The following is a 24,428-nucleotide window of genomic DNA, read 5'->3' as shown; positions in this document are numbered from 1 at the left end:
TCGATCGCCGCGAAGATGGCTCACTTCACCGGGACAAAGATCGGCTCGCCCTTCCGGACGATATAGGTCGCCAGTTCCGACGCCTTGCCGTTGCCGACGTTCTTCGCGACGTGGGCCACGCCATCGGGAATGAACAGCGCCTGACCGGCATGGAGCGTGACCGGGGCGCGACCCTCGAGCCGGTACTCGAGCGTCCCTTCGAGCACGTAGGCCACTTCCTCACCGGGGTGGTTGTGCTTGATCGAGACCGCGCCGGGGTCGAAGTCGACGCGCACCTGCACCACCTCGTGGCCCGCCGCGCTGATGCCCTCTTTCAGAAGATCGGTGCGGTGAAGCTGCTGCGCCTGGGCGATCTGCGAGATCAGGCCGCTACCGACGAGCAGGAGGGTTACCGCAAGTTTCCGTGTCGTTTTCATCGGGTCATCCTTTCAACACCTTTGTCCGGGTATCGCCATCGAAGGCGCGGGACCAATTGGACGGGCGCGATGTATTGCCGGTGTGTCCTCCGCGCAGGATGTTTGTAATTCCATGTTTCAGTGGGGCTGGACGTCCTGCCGGGCTCGGACAGTCCGCGCAGCTTCGCGGGAGTGTATCGACGTGTATCGGTCTGCCGGCTCGGCACCAGTTCGATACACTCCGGCCGCTTTCTGCAAAATCCAATACACAATGGCGCGCGATCTGCTCTCCGAGCCGGAGGCCAGCGAGACCTTCGCGGCGATGTGCAACACTGGAGAGTTTGTAATGAGCGATATCACAACGCAGTCCGAGACGATCCGCGGCCTGCCGGGCCACGCCACCGTCGGCACCAACGACCTGGACGGGGCCACGGCGTTCTATGACCGGCTTTTCTCCGTCTTCGGCATCGGGCGCATTCTCGTCCAGCCGGGCAGGGCCGTCTACTACGGCCTGAGGGCGCTGGAGTTCGGCGTCGTCCGGCCGTTCAACGGCGAGGCGGCCAATGTCGGCAATGGCGGCATGGTGGCGTTCGAGGCGCGCTCCCGCGCCCAGGTCCGCGAGGCGCATGCCGCCGCACTGGCGGCCGGCGGTTCCGACGAAGGCGCTCCGGGGCCGCGCGGGGACAGCGCGGACGGACCGTACTGCGCGTATTTCCGTGATCCCGAAGGCAACAAGTTTCTGGTGTACCGCAAGGGTCCTGACGCGGCCTGAACCTGTCTGCTGTTGCGAGCCTGACTTCGGCTCTCATCCAACTCGATCCCGGCCGCCCTCGGCGGCCGGGATGGCGCCGTCTTGCGACGGGCGCCCGAGTAGCGCGCCCGTCCGGGTTTCGCGGGTGAAGCCAGGCAAAAGCCGCGTTTCGACGTCTGGACGGTACAGGCTTGACAAAAAAATACCGATCGGTATATTTCATTCATGAAAAAGGCTGAGAGAACCCGCCAGTTCATCGTCGAGAAGACGGCCCCGCTGTTCAACGTGAAGGGCTATGCCGGCACCTCGCTCGCCGACATGACCGAAGCCACCGGTCTGACGAAGGGGAGCATCTACGGCAATTTCGCCAACAAGGACGAGGTCGCGCTGGCGGCCTTCGTGCACAACTGGCAGCGCGTGAAGACGATGGTCCGCGGGGAAATGGACCGGCACGCCACCAGCAAGGGCAAGTTGCTCGCGCTGATCGGTGCATATGACGATTTGTCGTCGCGCGGCTTCCCGGAAGGGGGATGCCCGTTGCTGAATACGGCGGCCGAAGCGGACGGCACCCACCCCGCGCTGCGGGCGGAGGCATTGAAGGCGTTCGACGGCTGGAGGCACAACCTCGTTGCGGTCATCGAAGCGGGCATTGCCGCCGGAGAGTTTCGCACGGGCGTCGACGCGGAGCGGACCGCCGTGACGCTGATCGCCCTGATCGAGGGGGCACTCATGATTTCGCAGCTGACCGGCGATGACGGCCACCGCGCCGCGGTCATGCCGGCACTGGAACGAACCATTGGCGAGCTCGCGTGAACGAGCCGAGACGGAGACATCAATGACCATGCACCTGAAACGGAAAATCGCCTTTGCGCTCTTGATGGGCGTGGTGACGACGGGGATCATTTCGTTCGCCCTGCTGGCCCTCAATGTCGGCTTCACCGATGCCTTTGCGCTGAAATGGCTGCGGTCGTGGGCGATCGGCTATGTGATCGTCATTCCCGCAATCCTGCTCGTCGGACCCCGCCTGCAGGCCGTGGTCGACCGCTTCATTCAATAGCCGCCAGCTTCAACGGATAGCGACATGACCATGTCATGGCTCACGGCGGCGTTCGCCCTCGTGCCCAGTTCCAAGCTTGCCTTGGCCTGCGCCGACACGGATTCCGCTCGGGCACAAGACCTCGAGATCGGCTATGTCGGGATCACCCCGGACATCGCGCTGCGGCGGATGGTGGCGCATCCTGCCGAGTCCAAGGGAACAGTGCGCTTGCTGCACGGCTTCCCCGAGACGCTGTGTGCCTGAAAGGACATCGCGCTCGCCCTTGCCGAGGACGAGGTGCACGCCGACTGGCCGGGCTATGGTCTTTCCTCTCGGCCTCCGGTCGACAGGTTTTCCTATGCGCCAAAGGCTTACACACGGGTCCTGAAGGGTTACATCGAGACGGCCAAGATCGACACTCGGAGCTTGTCATCTACGTGACCGACATCGGGGCGTTGCCGGTCCTGCTGCTGGCGCAGGAGGATCCGGCACCGCCAAGGCGATCATCGTCGGCGACTTCGCCCCGTTCAACCGGCCGCAACTCATGTATGAAAGCCTGCGGCACCTGAGGGCGGAGCTGACGGCAAGCCAGACCCGCGCCTACATGAACAAGGCGTCCGCGGAGATCCTGAAGAACGGGTTCAGGCGAGGGCTGCGCAGGCAGGCGCAGTTTGAGCTGTCCCCCGAGAACAAGGCGGACATGGCGCGGATGGGCCCATGGCGCACTGACGTCCGCAGACGCTTTCTATCACCACTACGCGAATTTCACCCGTGACGAGGATGCTTTCGAGGCGAGCCTGGACAGGCTGAGGACGCCGGTGACGGTCGTCTGGGGCGAGAAAGATCTCTATATCAGCAAGGAAATGAGGATCAAGCTTGCACGGCGGGTCAAGGCTGAACTGAGGCTGCTGCCCGGCATTGGCCACTATCCGCACCTGCAGGCGCCGGACCAGGCCATTGCGGAGATCCGGCCGCGAGGCGCCCGGTGCCGGGGCGTATGCGGGGCACGAGCCCCGGCCCAGGGATGGGTGGGACCTTTCGGCCCGCGCCGGCCCTATCTGGGAAAGTTGGCGCTCAACATCGCTGCCGCCTTCATGTAGCCCCCACCGTAGCCGTCCAGCAGTTGCAGGTAGGCGTCCGGTGCGTCTCCGGACGGCAGGACGCAGGTGATGATTGCGTGCGTCTGCACGTGGGTGCCGAACTTGATGGCTGACGTTGCGGCCGCGTCCCGGAGCAAGTCCTCAATGAGGCGGACCTGCCTGTCGGAGCAGTCCGCCGTCAGGTACAGCCGGCCATCGCATTTGCGCAGATCGGTGCTCGGCGTGCCCCGAGCGGCCGCATTGGCGCCGGCGTCGCCCGCGAGCACGGCGAGCACACGGATCGTCAGCTCGGTGAAATCGGTGCTTTTGGTGCTTTCCGACGCCTCGACCACAAGCGACAGGATGTTGCCGTTCCGGCTGGGCACAGGCGTCCATTCACAGGCCAGGCCGGTGAGATCGGGTGGCGCGAGAACGTCCCGGTGGCCAACGGCGTAGCGGCCGTTCTTGAGCTCGCCTTCGGCCCAGGCAATGCCTCCTCCGGAGAACACATAGGAGCTCGCGTGCTCCGAAACCGCGTATCGCGTGACCCTGACGTCGCGACCATGGGTGCGAATATCGCCGACGCTGAGCAGCCCCGCGCGCAGCGCCAGCGACAACTCCGAAGCCGCAAAGGCTGCGACCTGGCGCAGCACCTGTTCGGCCTCCCTGCGGTACCGCGCCGGCACCGCGAAAGCGGCTCCATCACCCGCGAATGCAAAGGGGAAATCATAGGTTCGCAGGACATTGGCGAGCGCGGTGATGACCGAGGCCCCGGCAAAATTGACCGCCTCGTACCGGCCTTCCCGGATCGCCCTGGTCGAGTCGACCACGTCGGTGATGCCGATCATCCAGTCATCGGGGAGCGGGCGGTAGGCGGCGTGGTCGAGGACCGTGGAAAAATCCTGCAGGACCTGCGACGGCAACGCCGTCGTCATGCCGTGGCGGGCGACAGGCGTGGAGTGGCGCGCATTTTCAGCGGATGTTCGCATTTGATTTCACCTCTGGCCGCACGTGGATGCCGCGGCAAGCCTCTGTCTTCGGCTGCGCCATCGCGGCAGTGAGGGGGCGGGCCCGTCCTCTCTTCTCCTGCCAGGAAAGAAGGCGGGCCCGCGGGGCAGCCGGTGCTGAGGGGGTGCACCGGCTGCGGTGGCGGTCGTTCGCGTCGGCGGTCAGGCGACGACGATGCGGCGGGGGTCGGCGGCCGCAAGGGCGGCGGACCGCTCCGCGCTCGGCGGATAGATCCAGGTGGTGTTGATCGTCGTCTTCAGCTTCTTGGCTTCGGCGCCGGTCAGCTTCACCTGACGATCCCAGCCTTCGGTGTAGACCGCGCCCCATGGACCGAGGTCGAGGCAGGTGACGTACTTTTCCTGGCTGTAGGGGATCGGCTCGACCCCGAGCAGGTCGGCCGCGACATTGTGGCCGGCGGAGCGGCCGAGATTCTGCGCGTGCTGACAACTCATCATCGTGCGGTTTCCGGCATCATCGGTCGTGGCGTAGGCGACGTCGCCCGTGGCGTAGACATTGGCGTGGCCGATGACCTTGAGGTTTCGGTCGACGTGCAGGCGTCCGAACGGGTCTTTCTCAGCGTCGATCTGCTTGGTGATGGGATTGGCGCGTGCGCCGGCCGTCCAGACCACGGTGCTTGCCTCGATCCGCTCGCCGGAGGCGAGCGTGACGCCGTGCGGGTCGATGGCGACAATCGCCTCGCCCAGACGTGTTTCGACGCCGAGTTCCTGGAGCGCCTGTTCGATGACCGGCCGCGGTCCCGGACCGAGATCCGGGCCGATCGCCGCGTTGCGCTCGACGATGACGACGCGAACGTCGGCGTCCTGTCCGAGCGCGGCCCGCAGGCGATGGGGCATCTCGGCCGCGGTCTCGATCCCGGTGAAGCCGCCGCCAGCGACGACCACGGTGTTGCGCGCCGGGCTCTGCGCGAGCCGGCCCAAATGGGCGATGTGATCCTCCAGCACGACGGCGTCGGCTAGCTGGTCGACGTTGAAGGCATGGTCCAGCCCCGGAATGTCGGGACGGAACAGGACGCTGCCGGTCGCGAGAACCAGCTTGGTGTAGTCGATCGTGGTCTCGCGGCCGTCTTGGCCGGTGTAGGTGACGGTGTTCCTGGCTGTCGAGACGGCCGTCGCATAGCCCTTGATGTAGCGCACGCCGACGTTGGCAAAGATCTCCGACAGAGGGGCCTTCATTTCGAAGGCATTCTTCTCATACAGGCGCGGGCGGACATGCAATTCGGGCTGTGGGGCGATCAATGCGACCTCGACGGAGCCATCGGCCTTTCCCTGCTGGTCCAGCAGGCGCATGGCGCCCAGTGCCGACCACATCCCGGCGAAGCCGGCACCGATGATCAGAATTCGCTCGCTCATTCTCGTTCCTTCCAGACGGTCCTTCGCAACCCGGCGGGACTGGATCCGGCCGGCCTAATGATTGCGGTTTTGCTTGGTGCCTCCGGCTTGGGAGGCGGCTCTCGCGACGAACGTCTCGGCGTCGCTTAACTACGACTAGAGTAATCGGAGATATGGGGCAACACGAAATGCCACCGCTTCGGGAGACAGATTGTCAACACGGCGAAGACGGTCAGGGGGTTGCGGATACGGTCGATCGATGTTAACGGCGATTCAGGAGGTACGCGCCTCTTTTCCACTGTGTGTGCCCCCGTCCGGTGCGGAACGGCTCGGTCGGCCAGCCGGCGGCCGCACGGCAACGGGCTCTGGCGCCTCCGGTCGATGGCGCCAGCGGCTGACTGGAAGCCGAAAATCAAAAGGGCCGCCAGTGGCGGCCCTCCATGAGCTTTGATCCCGTGATGGGCTCGGGCCTTGGGACCCGAGGAAGGTGTGGTTCAGAGCGAGGGCTGCCTCGCCGCTGCCACCGACTTTCCCATTGCCGTCACGAGGACCGAAATCTCATTAGACATTGGACCACCTTCCTTTCTGTTTGTTGACGTTACCTTTGATGTAGGTCGCCCCGGCGGCGGCGCAAGGGGGCACCCGACGATGCGTGGTGACAAGCCCGGCCACCGTCCTTCGGTCAGGCGGCCTTCTCCATCTCCTTGGTCCACTCGCCCCTGGCCGCCAGGCTGCACATCTTCGCCCGGTGGATGAAGGCGCGTTGGCCCGCTGCGACGTTTTCCGCCTTTCCGCCCCAGGCGGCGAGCGCCTCGGCCTGCAGCGCGCGGCCGTAGGAGAAGGTGAGCCGCCAGGGCAGGGCGCCCGCGGCGTTCATGGCCGAAAGGTGGGCGGTCGCCTCCTCGGTCGATTGTCCGCCGGACAGGAACGTGATCCCGGGGACGGCGGCGGGAACGGTGCGCTTGAGCACGCGAATGGTCCGCTCTGCCACTTCCGCGGGGTGGGCCTTCCGTGCCTTCTTGCCGTCTATGACCATGGACGGTTTCAGGATCATGCCCTCGAGGCGGATGCCCTGGTCGGCAAGCTCGTCAAAGGTGATGCGCAGCGTCTCCGCGGTGACCTGTTCGGATCGGCCGATCGAGTGGGTACCCGGTTCGCCGTCCATCAGCACCTCCGGCTCGACGATCGGCACCAGGCCGGCCTCCTGACACAGCGCCGCGTAGCGCGCCAGGGCCTGGGCGTTGGCCTTGATCGCGCCGAAACTCGGCAGCGTGTCGGAAATCGCGATGACCGCGCGCCACTTGGCGAAACGGGCACCGGCGTCGTAGTACCGCGCCAGCCGGTCGCGCAGGCCGTCGAGTCCCTCGGTGATCGTCTCGCCGGCAAACAGCGCCATCGGCTTGGCGCCGGTGTCGACCTTGATGCCAGGAACGGCGCCGGCGGCGCGGATGATCTCGGCCAGCGAGCGCCCGTCGGTGCCGCCCTGGAACAGGGTCTCCTCATAGAGGATGACGCCGGAGATATAGTTGCGCATCGCTTCGTCGGCGGTGAAGAGCATCTGGCGATAGTCGCGGCGCGAGGTCTCGGTGGAATCGACGCCGATGCCGTCGAAGCGCTTCTTGATAGTGCCGGTGGATTCGTCGGCGGCAAGCAGACCCTTGCCGGGCGCGACCATGGCGGCGGCGATGTCTTCCAGTCTCTCCTTCATCTCATCCTCCCTTGCGGACGCCCGTTCTCCTCGCGACCTGCCCGCTCAGGCTTTGCGCGCGGACGACCATCTTCAGCCACGGCCGACGGGGCGTCAACGAGAATGGCCCCCCTCCATCGTGGAAGGGGACCTCGCGCATTGAGCGGATGCGGCGCATGCCCGGTCTTGCCGTGGCAGTGCTACCTGGTGCGGGGCGGCAGGAAACCCTTCACCGTGCCAAGGTCGGGCCAGGGCAACACGGTCTCGCCGGCAACCCGCCACTGGCCGTCCAGCCGCTTCAGCCGCAGTTCGTAGAAGGCCGGGGCGGCGCGCGAGCTCATGCGTCGGTAGAGAACGGCGGTCGCGTCGTCACCTTGCTGCTCGACGTGAAGGACACGCTTCTCCGTTGATAGCGGCGCCTCGCCGGCCGCTCCGCGCGCGCGGAACTCGGCGAAGACCTCCGCCTTGGAATGGCGGGCGATCTCGCCTTCGGGGGTGAGCACCAGGAAGCCGAGATCCTCGGTGTAGAGATCCTCCATTTCGTCCATGCGGTAATGGCTGCCGGCATCGGCGAGCAGGTCGATGAATGCCAGAATGTCGGGATTGAATGTCTTGTTCATTGCCAAGGTCCTGCTGGATCAGACGAGCTTCATGCCGCCATCGACACTGAGTTCGATGCCGTTGACGAAACTCGCGGCGTCGGACGCGAGAAAGAGGGCCGCCTGCGCCAGTTCGTCGGCCTCGCCCATGCGGCCGGCCGGGATCATGTTGCGCATCATCGCCAGAAAGCCCGGCCGATCGGCCTCGGTGACACCGAGCTTGCCGAGGATCGCCGTGTCGGTGGGACCGGGGCTCAGAATGTTGACGCGAATGCCGCGCGGCTTGAACTCCAGCACCCAGTTGCGGGCGAAGGCCGCTATTGCCGCCTTGGTGCCGGCATAGACGGCATGGTTCTCCAGGACCTTCGTCGCCGCGAGCGAGCTGGTGAGGATGATGTTGCCGTGATCGCGCAGCGCCGGGGCGATGGCCTGGACACCGAAGAAGACGCCGCGCGTGTTGACGGCGAACTGCCGGTCATAGTCCTCGGCGGTCACCAGGTTCGACGGCACCAGGTTGATGACCGCGGCATTGGCCATGTAGATGTCGACGCCGCCGAAGCGCTGCGTCACCTCGGTGGCGAGCGCCTGGTGATGGTCGAGATCGGCGACGTCGCCGCGGATGCCGACCGCATCATGGCCGATTTCCGCGACCGCCTGATCGACGACGTCCTGCCTGCGTCCGGTGATGATCACCTGCGCGCCTTCGCGCGCGAAGCGCTTCGCCGTCGCCAGGCCGATGCCGCTGTTGCCGCCGGTGATGACGGCGACCTTGTTCTTAAGACTGAGCATTTTTCTTTCTCCGTGCTAACTGGTCCGGAGATAGCGAACGGAAGCCGCTGCCATTAGGCGGCGACCACGCACATGACCTTTGCCGCGGAGATGCAGATGCCGAACCTGATCAATGAGGCGCCGGGCCTGATCGCCTTCGTGCGCACCGTGGAGGCCGGTTCCTTCAGTGCGGCCGCGCGCAGCCTGAAGACGACGCCGTCGGCCGTCTCGAAAAGGGTGGGGCGCCTGGAACAGCACGTTAAGGCGCGGCTGTTCATGCGCTCGACGCGCGCGCTGATGCTCACGCCCGACGGTCAGGCCCTGTTCGACCGGGTGGCGCCGCTGCTGAAGGAGATCGACACGTCCGATGACGTCATCCACGCGGCGGCCGGCCCCGCCGGGCGGCTGCGGATCAGCATGCCGAGCGAACTGGGCGGGCTGCTGATGCAGCCGCTGCTGGCGGGGTTCGCGCGGGCGCATCCGCAGATCCACCTGGATCTCGGCATCACCGACCGGTTTGTCGACCTCATCCGCGAGGACTACGACGTGGTCTTCCGGGTTGGCCGGACGCTGCAGGGCGACCTTATCGTGCGGCGGCTGGCCGAACTCGACATGGTGCTCGTCGCCTCGCCCGCCTTCGTCGCAACGTGGGGAAGCCCCGCCAGCATCGACGACCTGAGCGCGCTGCCCTTTGCCCGCTATTCGCCCGGCGGGCGGGCGCAAGCGGTGCAGTTTGCCAGCGGTGTGTCGATCTCACCGCGCGGCAGCATGGACTGCGACTCCGGCTACGGGCTGCACGCGGCGGCGCTGCAGGGCATGGGCGTCGCCCATCTGCTGCGCTGCGTGGTGGAGAAGGATCTGCGTAGCGGGGCGCTGGTGCGCATTCTGCCCGGCGAGCCTCTGCCGGCGCTGCCGTTCAGCGCCGTGCATGCCTTCGGGCGGATGGTTCCGGCCCGGGTCCGGCTGCTCTGCGACTTCATCGCCCAGGAGACGAGGACGCTTACGTCGGGCTGACGCCAGAGGCTCCGCGCCGTCGAACGGCGCGGCCGGGGCCAGGGCGGTCCGGATAGGGCTGTGGGGCGCGGCCTACTTCTGCGAGGACAGCACCTCGACGCCCGGGAGTGGCTTGCCCTCCATCCACTCGAGGAAGGCGCCACCGGCGGTCGAGACATAGGTGAAGTCGTCGGTGACCCCGGCATGGTTGAGGGCCGCGACCGTGTCGCCGCCGCCGGCGACCGAGATCAGTGCGCCGTCCTTGGTGCGGGTCGCCGCGTGCCGTGCCGCTGCAACCGTGGCGGCGTCGAACGGGGCGATCTCGAAGGCACCGAGCGGGCCGTTCCAGACCAGGGTGGCGGCTCGGGAAATCCAGGCGTTGACGGCTTCGACCGACTTCGGACCGACGTCGAGCACCATCGCATCGGCGGGGATCGCGTCGATCGCCACCGTCTCGTTCGCGGCTCCCGCCTTGAATTCGCGGGCGACGACGCCGTCGTCCGGCAGGATGATGGCGCAGCCGGCGGACGCCGCCTCGATCATGATCTGCTTGGCGGTGTCGGCGAGGTCGTGCTCGCAGAGCGACTTGCCGACATTGGTGCCGCGGGCGGCGAGGAAGGTGTTGGCCATGCCGCCGCCGATCACCAGTGCGTCGACCTTCTTCACCAGATTGGTCAGCAGGTCGATCTTGGTCGAGACCTTGGCGCCGCCGACGATGGCGACGACCGGGCGCTGCGGCTTGCCAAGGCCCTTTTCCAGCGCCTCCAGTTCGGCCTGCATGGTGCGGCCGGCATAGCCAGGCAGCAGATGCGCCAGGCCCTCGGTCGAGGCATGGGCACGGTGGGCGGCGGAGAAGGCATCGTTGACGTAGATGTCGCCATTGGCCGCCAGCGCCCTGGTGAAGGCGGGGTCGTTCTTTTCCTCGCCCTTGTGGAAGCGGGTGTTCTCCAGAAGCAGGATGCCGCCGTCCTTCAGCGCGTCGACGGCGGCCTCGGCCGTTTCGCCGATGCAGTCCCCGGCAAAGGCGACCGGCTGCCCGAGCACGGCGGTGACGGCCGGCACGATCTGCGCCAGCGACTGGTCGGCAACGGGCTCGCCCTTCGGGCGGCCGAAATGGGCGAGCAGGACGACCTTTGCGCCTCTGTTCGACAGTTCGAGAATGGTGGGGGCGACGCGCTCGATGCGGGTCCGGTCTGTAACCTTGCCGTCCTTGACGGGAACGTTGAGGTCAACGCGGACGAGGGCGCGCTTGCCGGCGATGGCGTCGAGGTCGTCTAGGGTCTTGAACGTCATGAATGTCTCCCGTCAAAGTCTTTGGCAGAGGGTCGGATAGTCGGTCACGAGGCCGTCCTCGTCGACCGGGAGCTCGGCACGGAATGTGCCGTCCTCGGCCTCGTAGCGATAGCGGCGCGCCGGAACCAGGCAGGTGTAGAGCTGGCCGTCCACGAAGGGCTCCATCGTGTCGATGGGAACGTACAGCACCTTGAGGCGCGCGGTGCCGCGGCCGGGATCGAGGCCGAGCCTGCGGATCGGCAGGGTGTTGGTGAACGGCGAGACCGACAGGTCGATGTCGATGCAGCCGTCGAACTCGGGAAGCGGCGCCCCGTCCGGCAGGCGCCAGTGTCCCTTGCCGTCCGCCAGCCATTCCAGCCGGCGGCCGGTCGTGTCCTCGACGAGGAACGCGCGCACGCGCCAGCCTTCGTCGCAGTCGATCCGGTAGTGCACGCCATAGGGCGCGGCGTCCCGCTCGCCGATCACCACGCCCTCGGCACGGATGCCGCCGTCAGCGGGCCGCACCGTCAGATGTTCGAGCCCCTCTCCCTGAAGCGGACGCCAGCGCACCGTCTTGAGGGAAAGGGGTCTGAACATTGGCTCAGATCAGCTTGGCGAGCGCGACAGCCGTGTCCGCCATGCGGTTGGAGAAGCCCCACTCGTTGTCGTACCAGGTGAGGATGCGCACGAAATTGCCTTCCATCACCTTGGTCTGGTCGATCGCGAAGATCGAGGACTGGCTGTCGTGGTTGAAGTCGCGGGAGACCAGCGGCTCTTCGGTGTAGCCGAGAACGCCCTTCAGCGCGCCGTTGGCCGCAGCCTTGATTGCGTCGTTGATCTCCTGGACCGAGGTATTCCGCTTGGCGACGAACTTCAGGTCGACGACCGAGACGTTCGGGGTCGGCACGCGGATCGAGGTGCCGTCGAGCTTGCCCTTCAGTTCCGGCAGCACGAGGCCGACGGCCTTGGCCGCCCCGGTGGAGGTCGGGATCATCGACAGCGCGGCCGCGCGCGCCCGGTAGAGATCCTTGTGCATCTGGTCGAGCGAGGGCTGGTCGTTGGTGTAGGAGTGGATCGTGGTCATGAAGCCGTGGTCGATGCCGACGACGTCGTTCAGCACCTTGACGACCGGAACCAGGCAGTTGGTCGTGCACGAGGCGTTGGAGATGACCAGGTGGTCCTTGGTCAACTGGTCGTGGTTGACGCCGTAGACGACCGTCAGGTCGGCGCCGTCGGCCGGGGCCGAGACGATGACGCGCTTGGCGCCGGCGGTCAGATGGGCGGCCGCCTTGTCGCGGGCGGTGAAGATGCCGGTGCACTCCATGGCGATGTCGACGCCGAGTTCCTTGTGCGGCAGTGTCGCCGGGTCCTTGATCGCCGTGACCTTGATCGGCTTGCCGCCGCCGACGGTGATGGTGTCGCCCTCGACCTTGACCTCGGCCGGGAAGCGGCCATGGACCGAGTCGTAGCGCAGCAGGTGCGCGTTCGTCTCAACGGGGCCGAGGTCGTTGATCGCCACGACCTCGATGTCGGTGCGGCCGGACTCGACGATCGCGCGCAGCACGTTGCGGCCGATGCGGCCAAATCCGTTGATGGCAACTTTCACGGTCATTTCAGGTCTCTCCCTGTGGAACATTGGGTATCAAAAGCAGACGGCGCGGAAGTCCGCGCCGTCTGGCAATCAAAGCTTGGCTTCTGCCGTCGCGACCACGGCCTCGGGCGTGATGCCGAAGTGCTTGTAGAGGTCCTTGTAGGGGCCGGAGGCACCGAAGGAACTCATGCCGACGAAAGCGCCATCGGAACCGATGATGTGGTCCCAACCCTGGCGGATGCCGGCCTCGATGGCGATCTTGACCGGCGACTTGCCGATGATCGCCCGCTGGTACTCTTCCGGCTGCTCGTAGAACAGCTCCAGGCAGGGGACCGATACGACCCGGGTGGAGATGCCCTTGGCCTTCAGCATCTCGCAGGCATTCACCGCGATCTCGACCTCGGAACCGGTGGCGAACAGCGTCACCTTGGCGTCTGCCGCCGAAATCAGGTCGTAGGCGCCGCGGGCGCAGAGGTTCGTTTCCTCGAACTCGGTGCGCACCGCCATCAGGTTCTGGCGGGTGAGCGCGAGCGCGGACGGGCGGTGCCTGTGTTCGAGCGCCAGCTGCCAGCACTCGGCCGTCTCCGTGGCGTCGGCCGGGCGGAACACCAGCAGGTTCGGGATGGCGCGCAGGGCAGCCAGGTGCTCGACCGGCTGGTGGGTCGGGCCGTCCTCGCCAAGGCCGATGGAGTCGTGGGTCAGCACGTGGATGACGCGGATGCCCATCAGCGCGGCCAGGCGGATCGACGGACGGCAGTAGTCCGAGAAGATCAGGAAGCCGCCGGAATAGGGGATCAGGCCGCCGTGCAGGGCAATGCCGTTCATCGCCGCCGCCATACCGTGCTCGCGCACGCCATAATGGATGTAGCGACCGGAAAAGTCGTCCGGCGTGATCGAGGCCGTCTGGCTGGTCTTGGTGTTGTTGGATCCGGTCAGGTCGGCCGAACCGCCGATCGTTTCCTTAAGGACGCCGTTGATGACCTCGAGCGCGTCCTCGGACGCCTTGCGGGTCGCCGGCGACGGCCGGGCCTCGGCCAGCTTCTTCTTGTAGGAAATGATGGCCGAGTCGAGGCCGCTCTCGAGTTCGCCGGCGAAGCGGCGGGTGAACTGCGCCCGCTTCTCTGCGTCGGTCTTTTCCAGCCGCTCCTGCCATTCCTTGTGCGCCTTGGTGGAGCGCAGGCCGGCGAGGCGCCAGGCGTCGAGCACGTCGGAGGGAACGACGAAGGCCTCCGATTCCCAGTTCAGCGCCTTGCGGGTGGCGGCGATTTCGTCGGCGCCGAGCGGCGAGCCGTGCACCTTGTGGGTGCCGGCCTTGTTGGGGGCGCCCCAGCCGATCACCGTCTTGCAGGCGATCATGGTCGGTTTGTCGGACTTCTGGGCCTGCTCGATCGCGGCGGCGATGGCGTCCGGGTCATGGCCGTCGACGGCGATCGTGTTCCACTGGCTCGCGCGGAAGCGGGCGTGCTGGTCGGTGGAATCGGCGATCGAGATGGGGCCGTCGATCGAGATGTTGTTGTCGTCCCAGAAGACGATCAGCTTGTTCAGTTTCAAATGCCCGGCAAGCGCGATCGCCTCCTGGCTGATGCCCTCCATCAGGCAGCCGTCGCCCGCGAGCACGTAGGTATAGTGCTCCATCAGGTCGGACCCGAACTCGGTGCGCAGCTTGCGCTCGGCGATCGCCATGCCGACGGCGTTGGCGATGCCCTGGCCGAGCGGACCGGTGGTCGTCTCGATGCCGGCCGCGTGGCCGTATTCCGGATGACCGGCGGTCTTGGCGCCAAGCTGGCGGAAGTTCTTGATCTCGTCGATGGTGACGTCCTCATAGCCGGTGAGGTAGAGGAGCGCATAGAGCAGCATCGAGCCGTGTCCGGCGGACAGCACGAAGCGGTCGCGGTTCGGCCAGGACGGCGCCTTCGGATCGAAGGTCATGAAGCGGGTGAAAAGCACCGTTGCGATGTCTGCGGCGCCCATCGGCAGTCCAGGATGGCCGGAGTTCGCCTTCTCCACGGCGTCCATGGATAGGAAGCGGATTGCATTCGCCATCCGGTCGTGTTTTTCGCGAGAAGTCATGACGGTTCCAAATCATTCGGGGTGTCGGGGCCGATGCCGAAAGGGTCACCGGTTCGGGAGCGGCTGACACATAGCAGGTGCGCTGCGGGAGTCAACGAACTGGGCCGTTGTCGCCGTGTTTCGCGGCGATTTTGGCGGTCCAGCGGGCAGCGTCGGAACGCCGTGGCGCGGCGGCCTTTCGCGCTTGCAACAATGCCGTCCACAGCCAAGCGCGGAAGCGCCCGGCGGCGCGGTTGACGCTGGCGCTTGCCGTTGAATAGTGTCAAAGCGTTGAAACGGGCGGCAATGACGGCGATTCGCCCGTAACCATTATGTGCCGGAAAGGCGTGATGGCAGCTGGACAGACAGTCAGGACGGCGATCGAGGAGTTGCGCAAGGCTTTGACCAGCCTCGACAACGCGCTCGACATGCGTTTCGACCGGGAGCGGGAGCACGACGAGATCGAGAGCGAGGTGCGCCGCGTCAATACCGATCGCTCGCGCCTGGCCCAGGAGCTCGACCAGTCCGAGTTCCGGGCGAACCGTCTCGAAGAGGTCAACCGCGAGGTCTCCCGCCGGCTCGTCACCGCGATGGAAACGATCAGGGCGGTGCTCGACCGCTGAAGCCGCGCGACCTTTCAGGAGAACGGGAACTTTCGATGGCGCAGGTAACGGTTCAGATCGACGGTAAGGCCTATCGCATGGCCTGCGAGGAGGGGCAGGAGGAGCATCTGACCAGCCTTGCCGCCGGCTTCGATCGCTATGTCGGTCACCTGAAGGACCAGTTCGGCGAGATCGGCGACCTGCGCCTGACGGTGATGGCCGGAATCATGGTGATGGACGAGCTGAGCGAGGTCAGCCGCCGGCAGAAGACGTTGGAGGCCGAGCTGGCGGAACTGCGCCAGGGCCGCGACAAGGCGGTGGCGGAGGTCTCGCGCGAGGAGGCGGCGATCGCCGAGGCGCTCGGTGAGCTGACCAGCCAGATCCAGGGCATGACGGCGAAGCTGACCGGCCGCGCGCCGGTCGCGAACTGACCCGAACAGCGCCCGTCGGCGTTCCGTCAATCGGCCTTCCGCGTTCACGGGCATTTGGGTGCGCGCCGCGTGGTTTGGCCTCTGGCGGACGGCCCCGTTTCGCACTATATCTACTGCGCGGTCTGCGCTTCCCGACAGGTAATCACAATCCCCGGGGCCATACACGATCTCAAGGGAGCTGTCCCTGGCCGGGCCCGTGGGTCCGGACATACGGCGCCCACCTACTTTGTAGGCACCCGGGATCGTACACACGCCATCGGTCGTCGTGGATCGCGCTCCATCTTTTCTGATCTTCTGATCTTCTGATCGAAATCGGCTCGGCTCTGTCGTTCGCCGACAGGGGCGTCTGACCGGAGCCGGGGGACGCCGGTTCGTGCCGGGCGTCTCCAGGCTGTCCCTGCGCTGGCACGTTAATCAGATGCCAATAGCTCGATGGCAGGCTGCCGCTGCATTGGCGCGCCGAGCGCCTGATCAAAGATAGTGGTAGGACCGATGCGATCCTTCGGGCAGTTCCTCCGGAGACCGGGCGCGGTAGTCATGGTCCTCGCCGTGGCAGCGATCGCCATCCAGTTCCCATTTTCGCTCAATCACGACGCTGCCTGGCACTTCTACACAGCGTTTCGCGCGCTGCATGGCGACCGGATCGGCATCGACATCGCGGACGTCAATCCGCCGATGACCATGTGGCTGCTGGGTGCCCCCGCCTTCGTCGCGGACGTCTCCGGCCTGCCGCCTGCAAGCGTGTTGCGCAGTTCGGTCCTGTTGCTCCAGTTGGCCGCCTTGGGTTGCACGCTTGGCCTGCTGCGTCGGTTGGGCTGGGGGGAAAGCGCCATGAGCATCGCGGCTGCGTCCGTCGGGGCGGCCCTGCTCTTGATGCCTGGCTATCATTTTGCCCAGCGCGAGCATATCGCCGTTGCCCTGACGCTGCCATACGTCCTTTTGGCTGCGCTGCGTGCCAAGCAGAAGACAGTCGCGGTTCCGATCGCGCTTGCCGCCGGCATCGTCGCCGGCGCCGGCATTGGCATCAAGCCGCATTTCCTTGCGCTTCCCGCATGTCTCGAGCTGTGGCTCTGCTGCCGTCGGCGCTCCCTGAACATCTTGCTGCGGCCCGAGACGCTTGCGCTGGCGGTGGCCGGCACGTTCTACCTCGTTGCGGTCAAGGTTTTCGCACCCGCCTACCTCGACATTGTCGTACCCCGCGCCCTGCTTGCCTACCGTGGCTTCGAAGAAGAGGGGCTGGAACTCGTCACGCGGATCGGCGCCTATCTGGCCGCGTGTGTCTGTGCCCTCGGCGTCGCACTGCGTCGATGGGGTTCGGATCGCCTGCCGGCGGTCGTGCAGGCGTTTTTTGTCGCAGGTCTCGGCTTTCTGATCGCCGCGCTGTTGCAGAAGAAGGGATGGCAGTACCAGGTCCTGCCGGTCGCACTCCTCTGGACCTCGGCGGCAGGACTGCTGTTTGCCGCGATGGACCGGCGTCCGAGGGTGGTATTCGCCCTGCTCGCCATCGCCAGCCTGCAGCCGCTCGTCCCGTTTCTCGTCGACGGGCTGGACCGGCGAGGCACGACGGCGCGCGTGGATGCGCTGGCGCACATCCTATCGGCGCCGGGACGGGAGACCGTTTTCGCGTTCGTCACCTCGCCGCGCGACATCCACCCGGCGGTGCTGCAATCGAGGGCGCGATGGGTGGATCCCTTCGGTGCGCTGATCTTTTTGCCGGCGCAGGTGCGGGCGCTGTCCGCCACGGGGCCGGACGACCTTTCCAGTCAGGTTGTCGCCTTGTCTGAAGGCTATAACGAGAGCCTTCTCGCCCGGCTCGAGAGCGACCCGCCGGGGGTGGTCATGTTCGACAGTGGAGACAGAAAGCTTGGCATACCCGACGAGGCGAATTTCGACTATCTGCGCTTCTTCGCGCGCTACGATGCCTTCAACCGGTTGATGGCCGAATATTCCGAGGTGGCGCCGGTGGGGAGGTTCCGCATCTTCATGCGGTCGGGAGCCGGCTCCTGACACGCGCCGCGCATTCGCTCCGAATGTCGAACGGCCGCCCTAATGGCGGCCGTTCGACGTTTCGCTTCGGAAATGGGCGTCAGGCAGCCGCCTTCAGCTCCTTGTCGATCATCGCACGCAGCGCGCCGAGGTCCTTGGCGAAGGCGCGGATGCCTTCGGCGAGCTTCTCGGTCGCCATGGCGTCCTCGTTCAGCATCCAGCGGAAGGTCTTCTCGTCGACCTTGATCGGGGCGACGCGGGTGACGGTTTCGGGCGAAAGCCGGCGCTCCAGCTTGCCCTCGGCCTTGTCCAGTTCCTCGAGCAGTTGTGGGCTGATCGTCAGGCGATCGCAGCCGGCCAGCGCCTCGATCTCGCCGGTGTTGCGGAACGAGGCGCCCATGACGATCGTCGCGATGCCGTTCGACTTGTAGTAGTCGTAGATGCCACGGACCGAAAGCACGCCCGGATCGTCTTCGGCGGTGAAGGTCTTGCCGGTCGCCTTGACGTGCCAGTCGAGGATGCGGCCGACGAAGGGCGAGATCAGGAAGGCGCCGGCGTCGGCGCAGGCGATTGCCTGGGCGTTGCTGAAGAGCAGAGTCAGGTTGCAGTCGATGCCTTCCTTCTGCAGCACCTCGGCAGCGCGGATGCCTTCCCAGGTGGAGGCGAGCTTGATCAGGATGCGCTCGCGGCCGATGCCGCGCTCGTCATAGGCCTTGATGATGGCGCGCGCCTTCTCGATCGAAGCCTGCGTGTCGAAGGACAGATCGGCGTCGACCTCGGTCGAGACCCGGCCGGGAACGAGCCCGGCGAGTGCGGCGCCGACGGAGATCGCCAGGCGATCGGCAACGGCCGCCACGACCGCCTCGCGGCTGCCGCCCTGCGACTGCCCCCAGCGCAGCGCCTCGGCGACCGCGTCGGCGAACATCGGGGTGGCGAGCGCTTTCAGGACGATGGTCGGATTGGTGGTGCAGTCGACGGGCTTCAGGCGGGCCACGGCCTCGATGTCGCCGGTGTCCGCCACAACGGTGGTCATCGCACGCAGTTGTTCAAGCTTGGAGGTCATGTTCGAAATCCCGTTTGGTGATGGCCGTGTGAAGCGCGCCCGGACGCGCCGGCTGCGGCTGTGGGCGCCGTCAGCCCGGCGACTATCGTCACCGGCCAAGTTCAAAGTCAAGCACTTTTGCTTAATCGATTAGACATATGTCGCAATCCGATTGTTCCGTGCTATGAGGGGGCGCCCCCGGCGGGTGCCCGTGCAGCAACGAGGAACAGACGTGGTGAAACTGAGGCGCGAAACGCACACGGCCATCTCCGAAAGCGCCTCGCTGCGGCTTCGCGCCGCCTGGCTCTACTACAACCAGCGCTTGACCCAGAAGGACGTCGCCGAGAAGCTCGGGGTCAGCCGGACCACCGTCATCCGCATGCTCGACGAGGCACTGAAGCGCGGCGAGGTGCAGATCTGGATCGATCAGGGGGTGGGCGACTGCGTCGAGCTGGCGACGCAGCTCGAGCGGGCCTATGGCCTCGACGAGGCGGTCGTGGTTCCGGCGGCAGAGACGGCCGAAGGAATCGCGAAGGGCGTGGGACTGGCGCTCGGCCAGTTCCTGACCGAGGTGATCCCGGACAGCTGCACCATCGGTGTCGGCTGGGGTCGCACGCTGACCGCCTCGCTGGCAAGCTTCCGCCCCGCCCGGCGCGCGGAGGTCAAGGTGCTTTCGCTGCTCGGCGGCGTCGTGGAGGCCCACCACATCAACCCGATCGAATACAGCTGGCGCGTCGCCAGCCAACTCGGCGCCGAGTGCTATCTGTTTCCCGCACCGTTGCTGGTCGACAGTTTCGAGACCAAGCGCAGCCTGATCGAGCGCTGCGGGCTGAAGCCGCTGTTTGATCTGGCCGAGGCGATGGATATCGCCGTCGTCAGCTGCGGCGACATCGGGCCGGATTCCACCTCGCTGTCGCGCGGCTTCCTGCCGCCGTCGGTGCTGAAGGAACTGGTGGCGGCCGGCTGTGTCTGCGACACGATGTGCAACTTTCTCGATGCCGACGGTCGCAGCATCGATCATCCGATCCGGGACCGGGTGATGGCGATCGACCTGGATACGGTGAAGAAGGCGAGCCACATCGTGTTGGTCTCCGGCGGGGCGCATCGTGCCGCCGCGATCCGCGCGACAATTCGAAGGATCGGTTGCCACACCCTGATCACGGACGAGGGGGCGGCGATCTCGATGCTGCGCCTGGCAGCGGCGCAGGCGGCCTGAGGGGGTCAGATCAGATTCAGCAGCGCCGCACGCGAGATGGCGCCGGTGATGTTGCGCGCATCCAGCTTGTCCACCGCTGCGGACAGCGCCTCGGCGACGCGCGGCAGCGGAAGATCGGTCTCCAGCACGATCTGGCCAGGCGTCCGGCCCTCGGCGGCGAGCGCGAGGCAGCGAAGCTCGATTGCCGAAAGCTCGGGCGTCGCCTGCCAGGGGCGGCTGGTTCGTGAATCGGTCGTGGCCATGGGCGGGTGATAGTGCAGCGGGGGGTATGCGCCCAGACGAACCTGCCGCGATGCTTTATCGTTCGTTACGCGGTGGTTGCGCTCTTTTTTCCGTTCCCGCCCTGGTTTCGGGGGATTGCAGCGATGCGTGGACGAAATCAACCTTTGGGCGCAGTGTCGCGAAACGAAACATATCCCAGGCTGTGACGACGGTGGTCACGACAACGGCTACCGGCGACGGCGGTGACGGCCAGTCGGCTGCCGAGGTTGCGGGAGCGCCGCGGTTGGCGCTATGGGAGGGAAAGAGCAGGACCGGGAAGATCAGCTTGACGCCGAAGGAATTGAAATCAGCGCTTCGCAACGAGAAGCTCGCACTCAGGGACGGAATGTCGGTGGAAGCGCGGATCGAAGGCGGCCTTGCCATGACCGAGCATGCCGCCGAACTGATCGCCTTCAACCCCGGCGCGGTTGTATCGGGCTTCTGGCCGATCCGCTCGGAGGCCGACATCCGACCGCTGATGGCGCGGCTGGCCGAGCGGGGCGCGCGGCTGTGCCTTCCCGTCGTGCTCGACCGCGAGACGATCGTCTTCCGGGAACTTGTGCGCGGCGCGCCGCTGATCAAGACCGGCTTCGGCACGACCGGTCCGGGGCCGGAGGCGGCCCTGCTCGACCCGGAAATCCTGCTGATCCCGCTGTCGGCGTTCGATGCGGCCGGGCACCGGATCGGCTACGGCGCCGGTCACTACGACCGCGCCATCGACCGGTTGCGGGCAAGGGGATTGACGCCCAGGCTGATCGGCATCGCCTTCGACTGTCAGGAAGTGGCGTCGGTGCCGGCCGAACCGCATGACGTGGCGCTCGACGGCGTGCTGACCGAGAGCGGTCTGCGCCTTTACAACGGACAAGGAAAAACCTGATGCGCATTCTCTTTCTCGGCGACCTGGTGGGCAGGACCGGCCGGACCGCGGTCTGGGAGCGCCTTCCGGGACTGATCGCCGATCTCAGGCTCGATTTCGTCATCGTCAACGGCGAAAATGCCGCCGGCGGCTTCGGCATCACCGAGGAGATCTTCCAGGAGACGATCAATGCCGGCGCCGACGTCGTGACGACCGGCAACCACGTCTGGGACCAGAAGGAGGCCGTCACCTTCGCCGGCCGGCACGACCAGTTCCTGCGACCGGCGAACTATCCGCCGGGAACGCCGGGACGCGGCTCGAACCTCTATTTTGCCAGGAACGGTGCGCGGGTGCTCGTCGCCAACGTCATGGGCCGCGTGTTCATGCACCCGGAACTGGACGATCCCTTCACCGCCGGCGAAGCGATCCTCGCCTCCTGTCCCTTGGGCGAGCAGGCTGATGCGATCGTCTTCGACTTCCACGCCGAGGCGACGAGCGAGAAGCAGTGCTTCGGCCACTTTGTCGACGGGCGCGCCAGCGCCGTGATCGGCACCCACACCCATGTGCCGACCGCCGACTGCCAGATCCTCAATGGCGGCACGGGTTACATGTCGGACGCCGGCATGTGCGGCGACTACGATTCCTCGCTCGGGATGGAGAAGGAGGAGCCGCTCAACCGCTTCATTTCGAAGATGCCGAAGGGGCGCTTCGAGGCGGCGAGCGGCCCGGCCACGATCTGCGGCGTCGGGATCGAGATTTCCGACCGCACCGGACTGGCAGAGCAGATCGCACCGCTGCGCATCGGCCCAAGGCTTGCGGAGACGGTTCCGGCGTTCTGGTCCTGACCGCGTCGGGCCGGCCGGCCGCGCTGGCGAGCATCAGCTCAGCCAGTTGCGCGGTTGGCTCGGCTCGTTGCTGAACACGACGTGCGTGCGAACACCGATATCGGGCTCGGAATCGCCGCTGAGGTTGGCCTTGGCGATCTCCCAGCCGAATTTCAGCGCGTTGCCGGTCGAGGCCCAGATGGCGGCGTCGTCGAGCCGCAGCGCCAGGAGGGTCATGGTCGGATCGTCCTTGCCGCGGTCGAACCAGGCTTCCACCACCGAGTTCCAGTATTCGTCGATCTTGGCAGGGTTCCGGTCGACGCTGATGTGCCCGGCAAGGCAGGCATGATAGTCGTGGTCCTTGCCGACGACGCAGAAATGGGCCCGTGCGCCCGAGCCTATCGCGTCAACCAGATCAGTGTCGTTCTTGGTGAAGAACCAGATCGTGTCCGCCTGGCGATCAAGCTGCGGCGCCATCGGCTGCATGTGCATCCGGTCGCCTTCAAGGCCGAGCATGCCTGCGTCGATCCGATCAATCTCGTCGAACAGCTGCTCCTTCGGATTTGCCCGGGCTTTGGAAAGGCTGGCCATCGAAATACTCCTTTCTTGCACTTGAACCATGCTGGCTCGAACGAGCCGAGGTGGGTATTGTTCCGCCGCGAACCCGCTCGCTGACGGCATCGTGATCGCGCAGGCGTCGCGGCCGGCTCGACCTTGCCTGCGGCTGCAGGCATAGTTCCGGCGGTCGATGATCGGAGCTGTCCATGATGCCCGCCCGGTTCATTCTCTCGCTTGTTGCCCTGTTCGCCGGGATCGCAGCCGCGTCCGCGACGGGCGCGCAGGAGACTGCAAGACCCGTCAGCCAGTGCCAGATGATCGCGCAGGGGCTGCCGGCGATGGTTTTCGCCAGCTTCTCGCCGGCGAACACGGCGGAAACGATCCAGGCGCAGTCCGACGAGACGGTCGAGATCACCTATGTCGGCCACTCGACCTTCTTCATCGAGACGCCGGGCGGCGTAAAGATCGCGACCGACTTTAATGGCTGGTACGCTCCGCCGTCGCTGCCGACGGTGGTGACGATGAACAGGGCCCATTCCAGTCACTACACCCTGGCGCCGGACCCCGGCATCAAGCACGTGCTGCATGGCTGGCGCGACGATGGTGCTGCCGCCGACCACGACCTCGTCGTTGGCGATACCTATGTGCGCAACGTGCCGACCGACATCCGCAGCTGGGGCGGAGCGATGGAGGAAAACGGCAATTCGATCTTCATCTTCGAGGTCGCGGGCCTGTGCATCGGCCATCTCGGCCATCTCCACCACGAACTGACGGACAAGCAGTTCGCCGAGATCGGCCGCCTCGACGTGGTGATGGTGCCGGTCGACGGCGGGTTGACCCTCGGGGCCGAAAGCATGAGCGGCGTGGTCGAGCGGCTGCGTTCTGCGCTGATCCTGCCGATGCACCGCCGTGGCCCGCCGATCGCCGAGTTCCTTTCCATGTTCGAGGAGGACTTCGACGTCTCCTTCGCCGACACCGACAACGTGACGGTGTCGATCCGCTCCCTGCCGAGGCGGCCGCTGATTCTTGTCCTCAAGGGTGTCTGAGTCTCGGCCTGATCAACCACATGGCTGCACGAATTTGCCCGGCCTGCTGGACGGGGCGCGCCAATGAAACTATAAGGCGCCAATTTCCAACATCGGAGCCGCCGGACCGGGCTTGACGCGTATGGGTGCGCTTCCGAACCGAAATCAATGCGCGGTCGGTTCCTAGAGAGCGGCTCTTGCCGCCGCGCCAAACAGTGCAGGGGTGCCATGGCAGGCCATTCTCAGTTCAAGAACATCATGCATCGCAAAGGGCGCCAGGATGCTGTGCGCTCGAAAATGTTCTCCAAGCTCGCGCGCGAGATCACCGTGGCCGCCAAGGCGGGGATGCCCGACCCGGCGATGAACCCGCGGCTGCGGCTGGCGATCCAGAACGCCAAAGCGCAGTCGATGCCGAAGGACAATATCGAGCGCGCGATCAAGAAGGCCTCCGGCGGCGATGCGGAGAACTACGAGGAAGTCCGCTACGAGGGCTACGGCCCGGGCGGCGTCGCTGTGATCGTCGAGGCGCTGACCGACAACCGCAACCGCACCGCCTCCTCGGTCCGCTCCACCTTCACCAAGGCTGGCGGCGCGCTCGGCGAAACCGGCTCGGTGTCGTTCTCCTTCGACCGCGTCGGCGAGATCACCTACAAGCTGTCGGCCGGCGACGGCGACAAGATGATGGAGGCGGCCATCGAGGCCGGCGCCGACGACGTCGAGACCGACGAGGACGAGCACACCATCTACTGCGCGTTCGAAAGCATCGGCGAGGTATCCAAGGCGCTCGAGGAGACCCTCGGCGAAGCCGAGACGGTCAAGGCGATCTGGAAGCCGCAGAACACCGTGCCGGTCGACGAGGAGAAGGCACAGTCGCTGATGAAGCTGATCGACACGCTCGAGGACGACGACGACGTGCAGAACGTCTATTCGAACTTCGAGGTCTCCGACGAGGTGCTGGCGAAACTCTCGGCCTGACCGCATAACACCGTGACGAAGGATGGCCCGCGCCCCGAAAGGCGCGGGCTTTTCGTTTGCCGGTCCCGTAGGCCG

At 66.0% G+C, this 24,428-nt stretch carries 25 protein-coding genes, 1 other RNA gene and 1 pseudogene; 14 read left to right on the top strand and 13 right to left on the bottom strand.

Going from position 1 to position 24,428, the window contains the following annotated elements:
• Positions 1–20 precede the first annotated feature (20 nt).
• Positions 21–416, bottom strand: coding sequence for a cupin domain-containing protein (locus ACXAGF_RS15260; RefSeq protein WP_475018238.1), 396 nt, complete (start codon positions 414–416; stop codon positions 21–23).
• A 325-nt stretch (positions 417–741) separates the two neighbouring features.
• Here ACXAGF_RS15260 and ACXAGF_RS15255 point away from each other — a divergent pair, with 325 nt between their 5' ends.
• From ACXAGF_RS15255 to ACXAGF_RS15240, 4 genes and pseudogenes are all read left to right on the top strand, one after another.
• Complete coding sequence (locus tag ACXAGF_RS15255) at positions 742–1,167, top strand: VOC family protein (protein ID WP_475018237.1); 426 nt, start codon at positions 742–744, stop codon at positions 1,165–1,167.
• 204 nt (positions 1,168–1,371) lie between these two features.
• A complete protein-coding gene (locus ACXAGF_RS15250; protein ID WP_475018236.1) occupies positions 1,372–1,959 on the top strand; it encodes a TetR family transcriptional regulator C-terminal domain-containing protein in 588 nt (195 codons plus the stop codon).
• Positions 1,960–1,981: 22 nt separating this feature from the next.
• On the top strand, positions 1,982–2,203 hold the full coding sequence (locus ACXAGF_RS15245; RefSeq protein WP_475018235.1) for a DUF2798 domain-containing protein: 222 nt from the start codon (positions 1,982–1,984) through the stop codon (positions 2,201–2,203).
• A gap of 24 nt (positions 2,204–2,227) precedes the next feature.
• A pseudogene (locus tag ACXAGF_RS15240) lies at positions 2,228–3,153 on the top strand (alpha/beta fold hydrolase); the annotation flags it as partial.
• Positions 3,154–3,236: 83 nt separating this feature from the next.
• Here ACXAGF_RS15240 and ACXAGF_RS15235 read toward each other — a convergent pair.
• The 5 genes from ACXAGF_RS15235 to ACXAGF_RS15215 all read right to left on the bottom strand — a co-directional run bounded on the left by ACXAGF_RS15235 (position 3,237) and on the right by ACXAGF_RS15215 (position 8,693).
• Positions 3,237–4,196, bottom strand: a complete 960-nt coding sequence (locus tag ACXAGF_RS15235; protein ID WP_475018234.1) for a DUF3095 family protein — start codon at positions 4,194–4,196, stop codon at positions 3,237–3,239.
• A gap of 234 nt (positions 4,197–4,430) precedes the next feature.
• Positions 4,431–5,639, bottom strand: a complete 1,209-nt coding sequence (locus tag ACXAGF_RS15230) for an NAD(P)/FAD-dependent oxidoreductase (protein WP_475018233.1) — start codon at positions 5,637–5,639, stop codon at positions 4,431–4,433.
• A 661-nt stretch (positions 5,640–6,300) separates the two neighbouring features.
• Positions 6,301–7,326 (bottom strand): class I fructose-bisphosphate aldolase, encoded by a 1,026-nt coding sequence (locus ACXAGF_RS15225; RefSeq protein ID WP_475018232.1) that lies wholly within the window; start codon positions 7,324–7,326, stop codon positions 6,301–6,303.
• Between the two features lie 179 nt (positions 7,327–7,505).
• On the bottom strand, positions 7,506–7,925 hold the full coding sequence (locus tag ACXAGF_RS15220) for a hypothetical protein (RefSeq protein ID WP_475018231.1): 420 nt from the start codon (positions 7,923–7,925) through the stop codon (positions 7,506–7,508).
• Between the two features lie 18 nt (positions 7,926–7,943).
• A complete protein-coding gene (locus ACXAGF_RS15215) occupies positions 7,944–8,693 on the bottom strand; it encodes an SDR family oxidoreductase (RefSeq protein WP_475018230.1) in 750 nt (249 codons plus the stop codon).
• Positions 8,694–8,789: 96 nt separating this feature from the next.
• Between ACXAGF_RS15215 and ACXAGF_RS15210 the strand changes: the two genes are divergently transcribed.
• Complete coding sequence (locus tag ACXAGF_RS15210) at positions 8,790–9,686, top strand: LysR family transcriptional regulator (protein WP_475019308.1); 897 nt, start codon at positions 8,790–8,792, stop codon at positions 9,684–9,686.
• A gap of 72 nt (positions 9,687–9,758) precedes the next feature.
• On the opposite strand, the gene ACXAGF_RS15205 is transcribed toward ACXAGF_RS15210, so the two are convergent.
• From ACXAGF_RS15205 to tkt, 4 genes are all read right to left on the bottom strand, one after another.
• Entirely contained in the window at positions 9,759–10,958 is a 1,200-nt protein-coding gene (locus ACXAGF_RS15205) for a phosphoglycerate kinase (RefSeq protein ID WP_475018229.1), read from the bottom strand.
• A 12-nt stretch (positions 10,959–10,970) separates the two neighbouring features.
• The gene (locus tag ACXAGF_RS15200) at positions 10,971–11,534 is read right to left on the bottom strand and encodes a putative glycolipid-binding domain-containing protein (protein ID WP_475018228.1); all 564 of its coding nucleotides are present in this window, start codon (positions 11,532–11,534) and stop codon (positions 10,971–10,973) included.
• 4 nt (positions 11,535–11,538) lie between these two features.
• Positions 11,539–12,549, bottom strand: a complete 1,011-nt coding sequence (gene gap, locus ACXAGF_RS15195; RefSeq protein ID WP_475018227.1) for a type I glyceraldehyde-3-phosphate dehydrogenase — start codon at positions 12,547–12,549, stop codon at positions 11,539–11,541.
• Positions 12,550–12,618: 69 nt separating this feature from the next.
• On the bottom strand, positions 12,619–14,598 hold the full coding sequence (gene tkt / locus ACXAGF_RS15190) for a transketolase (RefSeq protein ID WP_475018226.1): 1,980 nt from the start codon (positions 14,596–14,598) through the stop codon (positions 12,619–12,621).
• Positions 14,599–14,927: 329 nt separating this feature from the next.
• Between tkt and ACXAGF_RS15185 the strand changes: the two genes are divergently transcribed.
• From ACXAGF_RS15185 to ACXAGF_RS15170, 4 genes are all read left to right on the top strand, one after another.
• Complete coding sequence (locus tag ACXAGF_RS15185) at positions 14,928–15,200, top strand: DUF4164 domain-containing protein (protein WP_475018225.1); 273 nt, start codon at positions 14,928–14,930, stop codon at positions 15,198–15,200.
• A 35-nt stretch (positions 15,201–15,235) separates the two neighbouring features.
• Entirely contained in the window at positions 15,236–15,610 is a 375-nt protein-coding gene (locus tag ACXAGF_RS15180; RefSeq protein WP_475018224.1) for a cell division protein ZapA, read from the top strand.
• A 116-nt stretch (positions 15,611–15,726) separates the two neighbouring features.
• A non-coding RNA gene (gene ssrS, locus ACXAGF_RS15175) (6S RNA) lies at positions 15,727–15,886 on the top strand.
• Between the two features lie 261 nt (positions 15,887–16,147).
• Positions 16,148–17,617: a hypothetical protein gene (locus ACXAGF_RS15170; RefSeq protein WP_475018223.1), complete on the top strand. Its 1,470-nt coding sequence runs from the start codon at positions 16,148–16,150 to the stop codon at positions 17,615–17,617.
• Positions 17,618–17,696: 79 nt separating this feature from the next.
• Here ACXAGF_RS15170 and tal read toward each other — a convergent pair whose 3' ends face one another.
• Positions 17,697–18,659 (bottom strand): transaldolase, encoded by a 963-nt coding sequence (gene tal, locus ACXAGF_RS15165; protein ID WP_475018222.1) that lies wholly within the window; start codon positions 18,657–18,659, stop codon positions 17,697–17,699.
• 211 nt (positions 18,660–18,870) lie between these two features.
• Here tal and ACXAGF_RS15160 point away from each other — a divergent pair, with 211 nt between their 5' ends.
• Positions 18,871–19,854: a sugar-binding transcriptional regulator gene (locus ACXAGF_RS15160; RefSeq protein WP_475018221.1), complete on the top strand. Its 984-nt coding sequence runs from the start codon at positions 18,871–18,873 to the stop codon at positions 19,852–19,854.
• A gap of 5 nt (positions 19,855–19,859) precedes the next feature.
• Here ACXAGF_RS15160 and ACXAGF_RS15155 read toward each other — a convergent pair whose 3' ends face one another.
• On the bottom strand, positions 19,860–20,096 hold the full coding sequence (locus tag ACXAGF_RS15155) for a transcriptional regulator (protein ID WP_475018220.1): 237 nt from the start codon (positions 20,094–20,096) through the stop codon (positions 19,860–19,862).
• A 305-nt stretch (positions 20,097–20,401) separates the two neighbouring features.
• Here ACXAGF_RS15155 and ACXAGF_RS15150 point away from each other — a divergent pair, with 305 nt between their 5' ends.
• Both ACXAGF_RS15150 and ACXAGF_RS15145 read left to right on the top strand, forming a co-directional pair.
• Entirely contained in the window at positions 20,402–20,992 is a 591-nt protein-coding gene (locus ACXAGF_RS15150; protein WP_475018219.1) for a 5-formyltetrahydrofolate cyclo-ligase, read from the top strand.
• Positions 20,992–21,816: a TIGR00282 family metallophosphoesterase gene (locus tag ACXAGF_RS15145; protein WP_475018218.1), complete on the top strand. Its 825-nt coding sequence runs from the start codon at positions 20,992–20,994 to the stop codon at positions 21,814–21,816. Before ACXAGF_RS15150 ends, ACXAGF_RS15145 begins: the two co-directional genes overlap by 1 nt.
• A gap of 33 nt (positions 21,817–21,849) precedes the next feature.
• On the opposite strand, the gene ACXAGF_RS15140 is transcribed toward ACXAGF_RS15145, so the two are convergent.
• Entirely contained in the window at positions 21,850–22,386 is a 537-nt protein-coding gene (locus ACXAGF_RS15140; protein ID WP_475018217.1) for a pyridoxamine 5'-phosphate oxidase family protein, read from the bottom strand.
• Between the two features lie 176 nt (positions 22,387–22,562).
• On the opposite strand from ACXAGF_RS15140, the gene ACXAGF_RS15135 reads away from it, so the two are divergent.
• Both ACXAGF_RS15135 and ACXAGF_RS15130 read left to right on the top strand, forming a co-directional pair.
• Positions 22,563–23,399: an MBL fold metallo-hydrolase gene (locus ACXAGF_RS15135; RefSeq protein WP_475019307.1), complete on the top strand. Its 837-nt coding sequence runs from the start codon at positions 22,563–22,565 to the stop codon at positions 23,397–23,399.
• 207 nt (positions 23,400–23,606) lie between these two features.
• The gene (locus ACXAGF_RS15130) at positions 23,607–24,353 is read left to right on the top strand and encodes a YebC/PmpR family DNA-binding transcriptional regulator (protein ID WP_475018216.1); all 747 of its coding nucleotides are present in this window, start codon (positions 23,607–23,609) and stop codon (positions 24,351–24,353) included.
• The last annotated feature ends 75 nt before the right edge of the window (positions 24,354–24,428 follow it).

The organism is Mycoplana sp. ABR4_002 (assembly GCF_056159645.1).
This window is presented reverse-complemented; position numbering and strand designations above follow the sequence as displayed.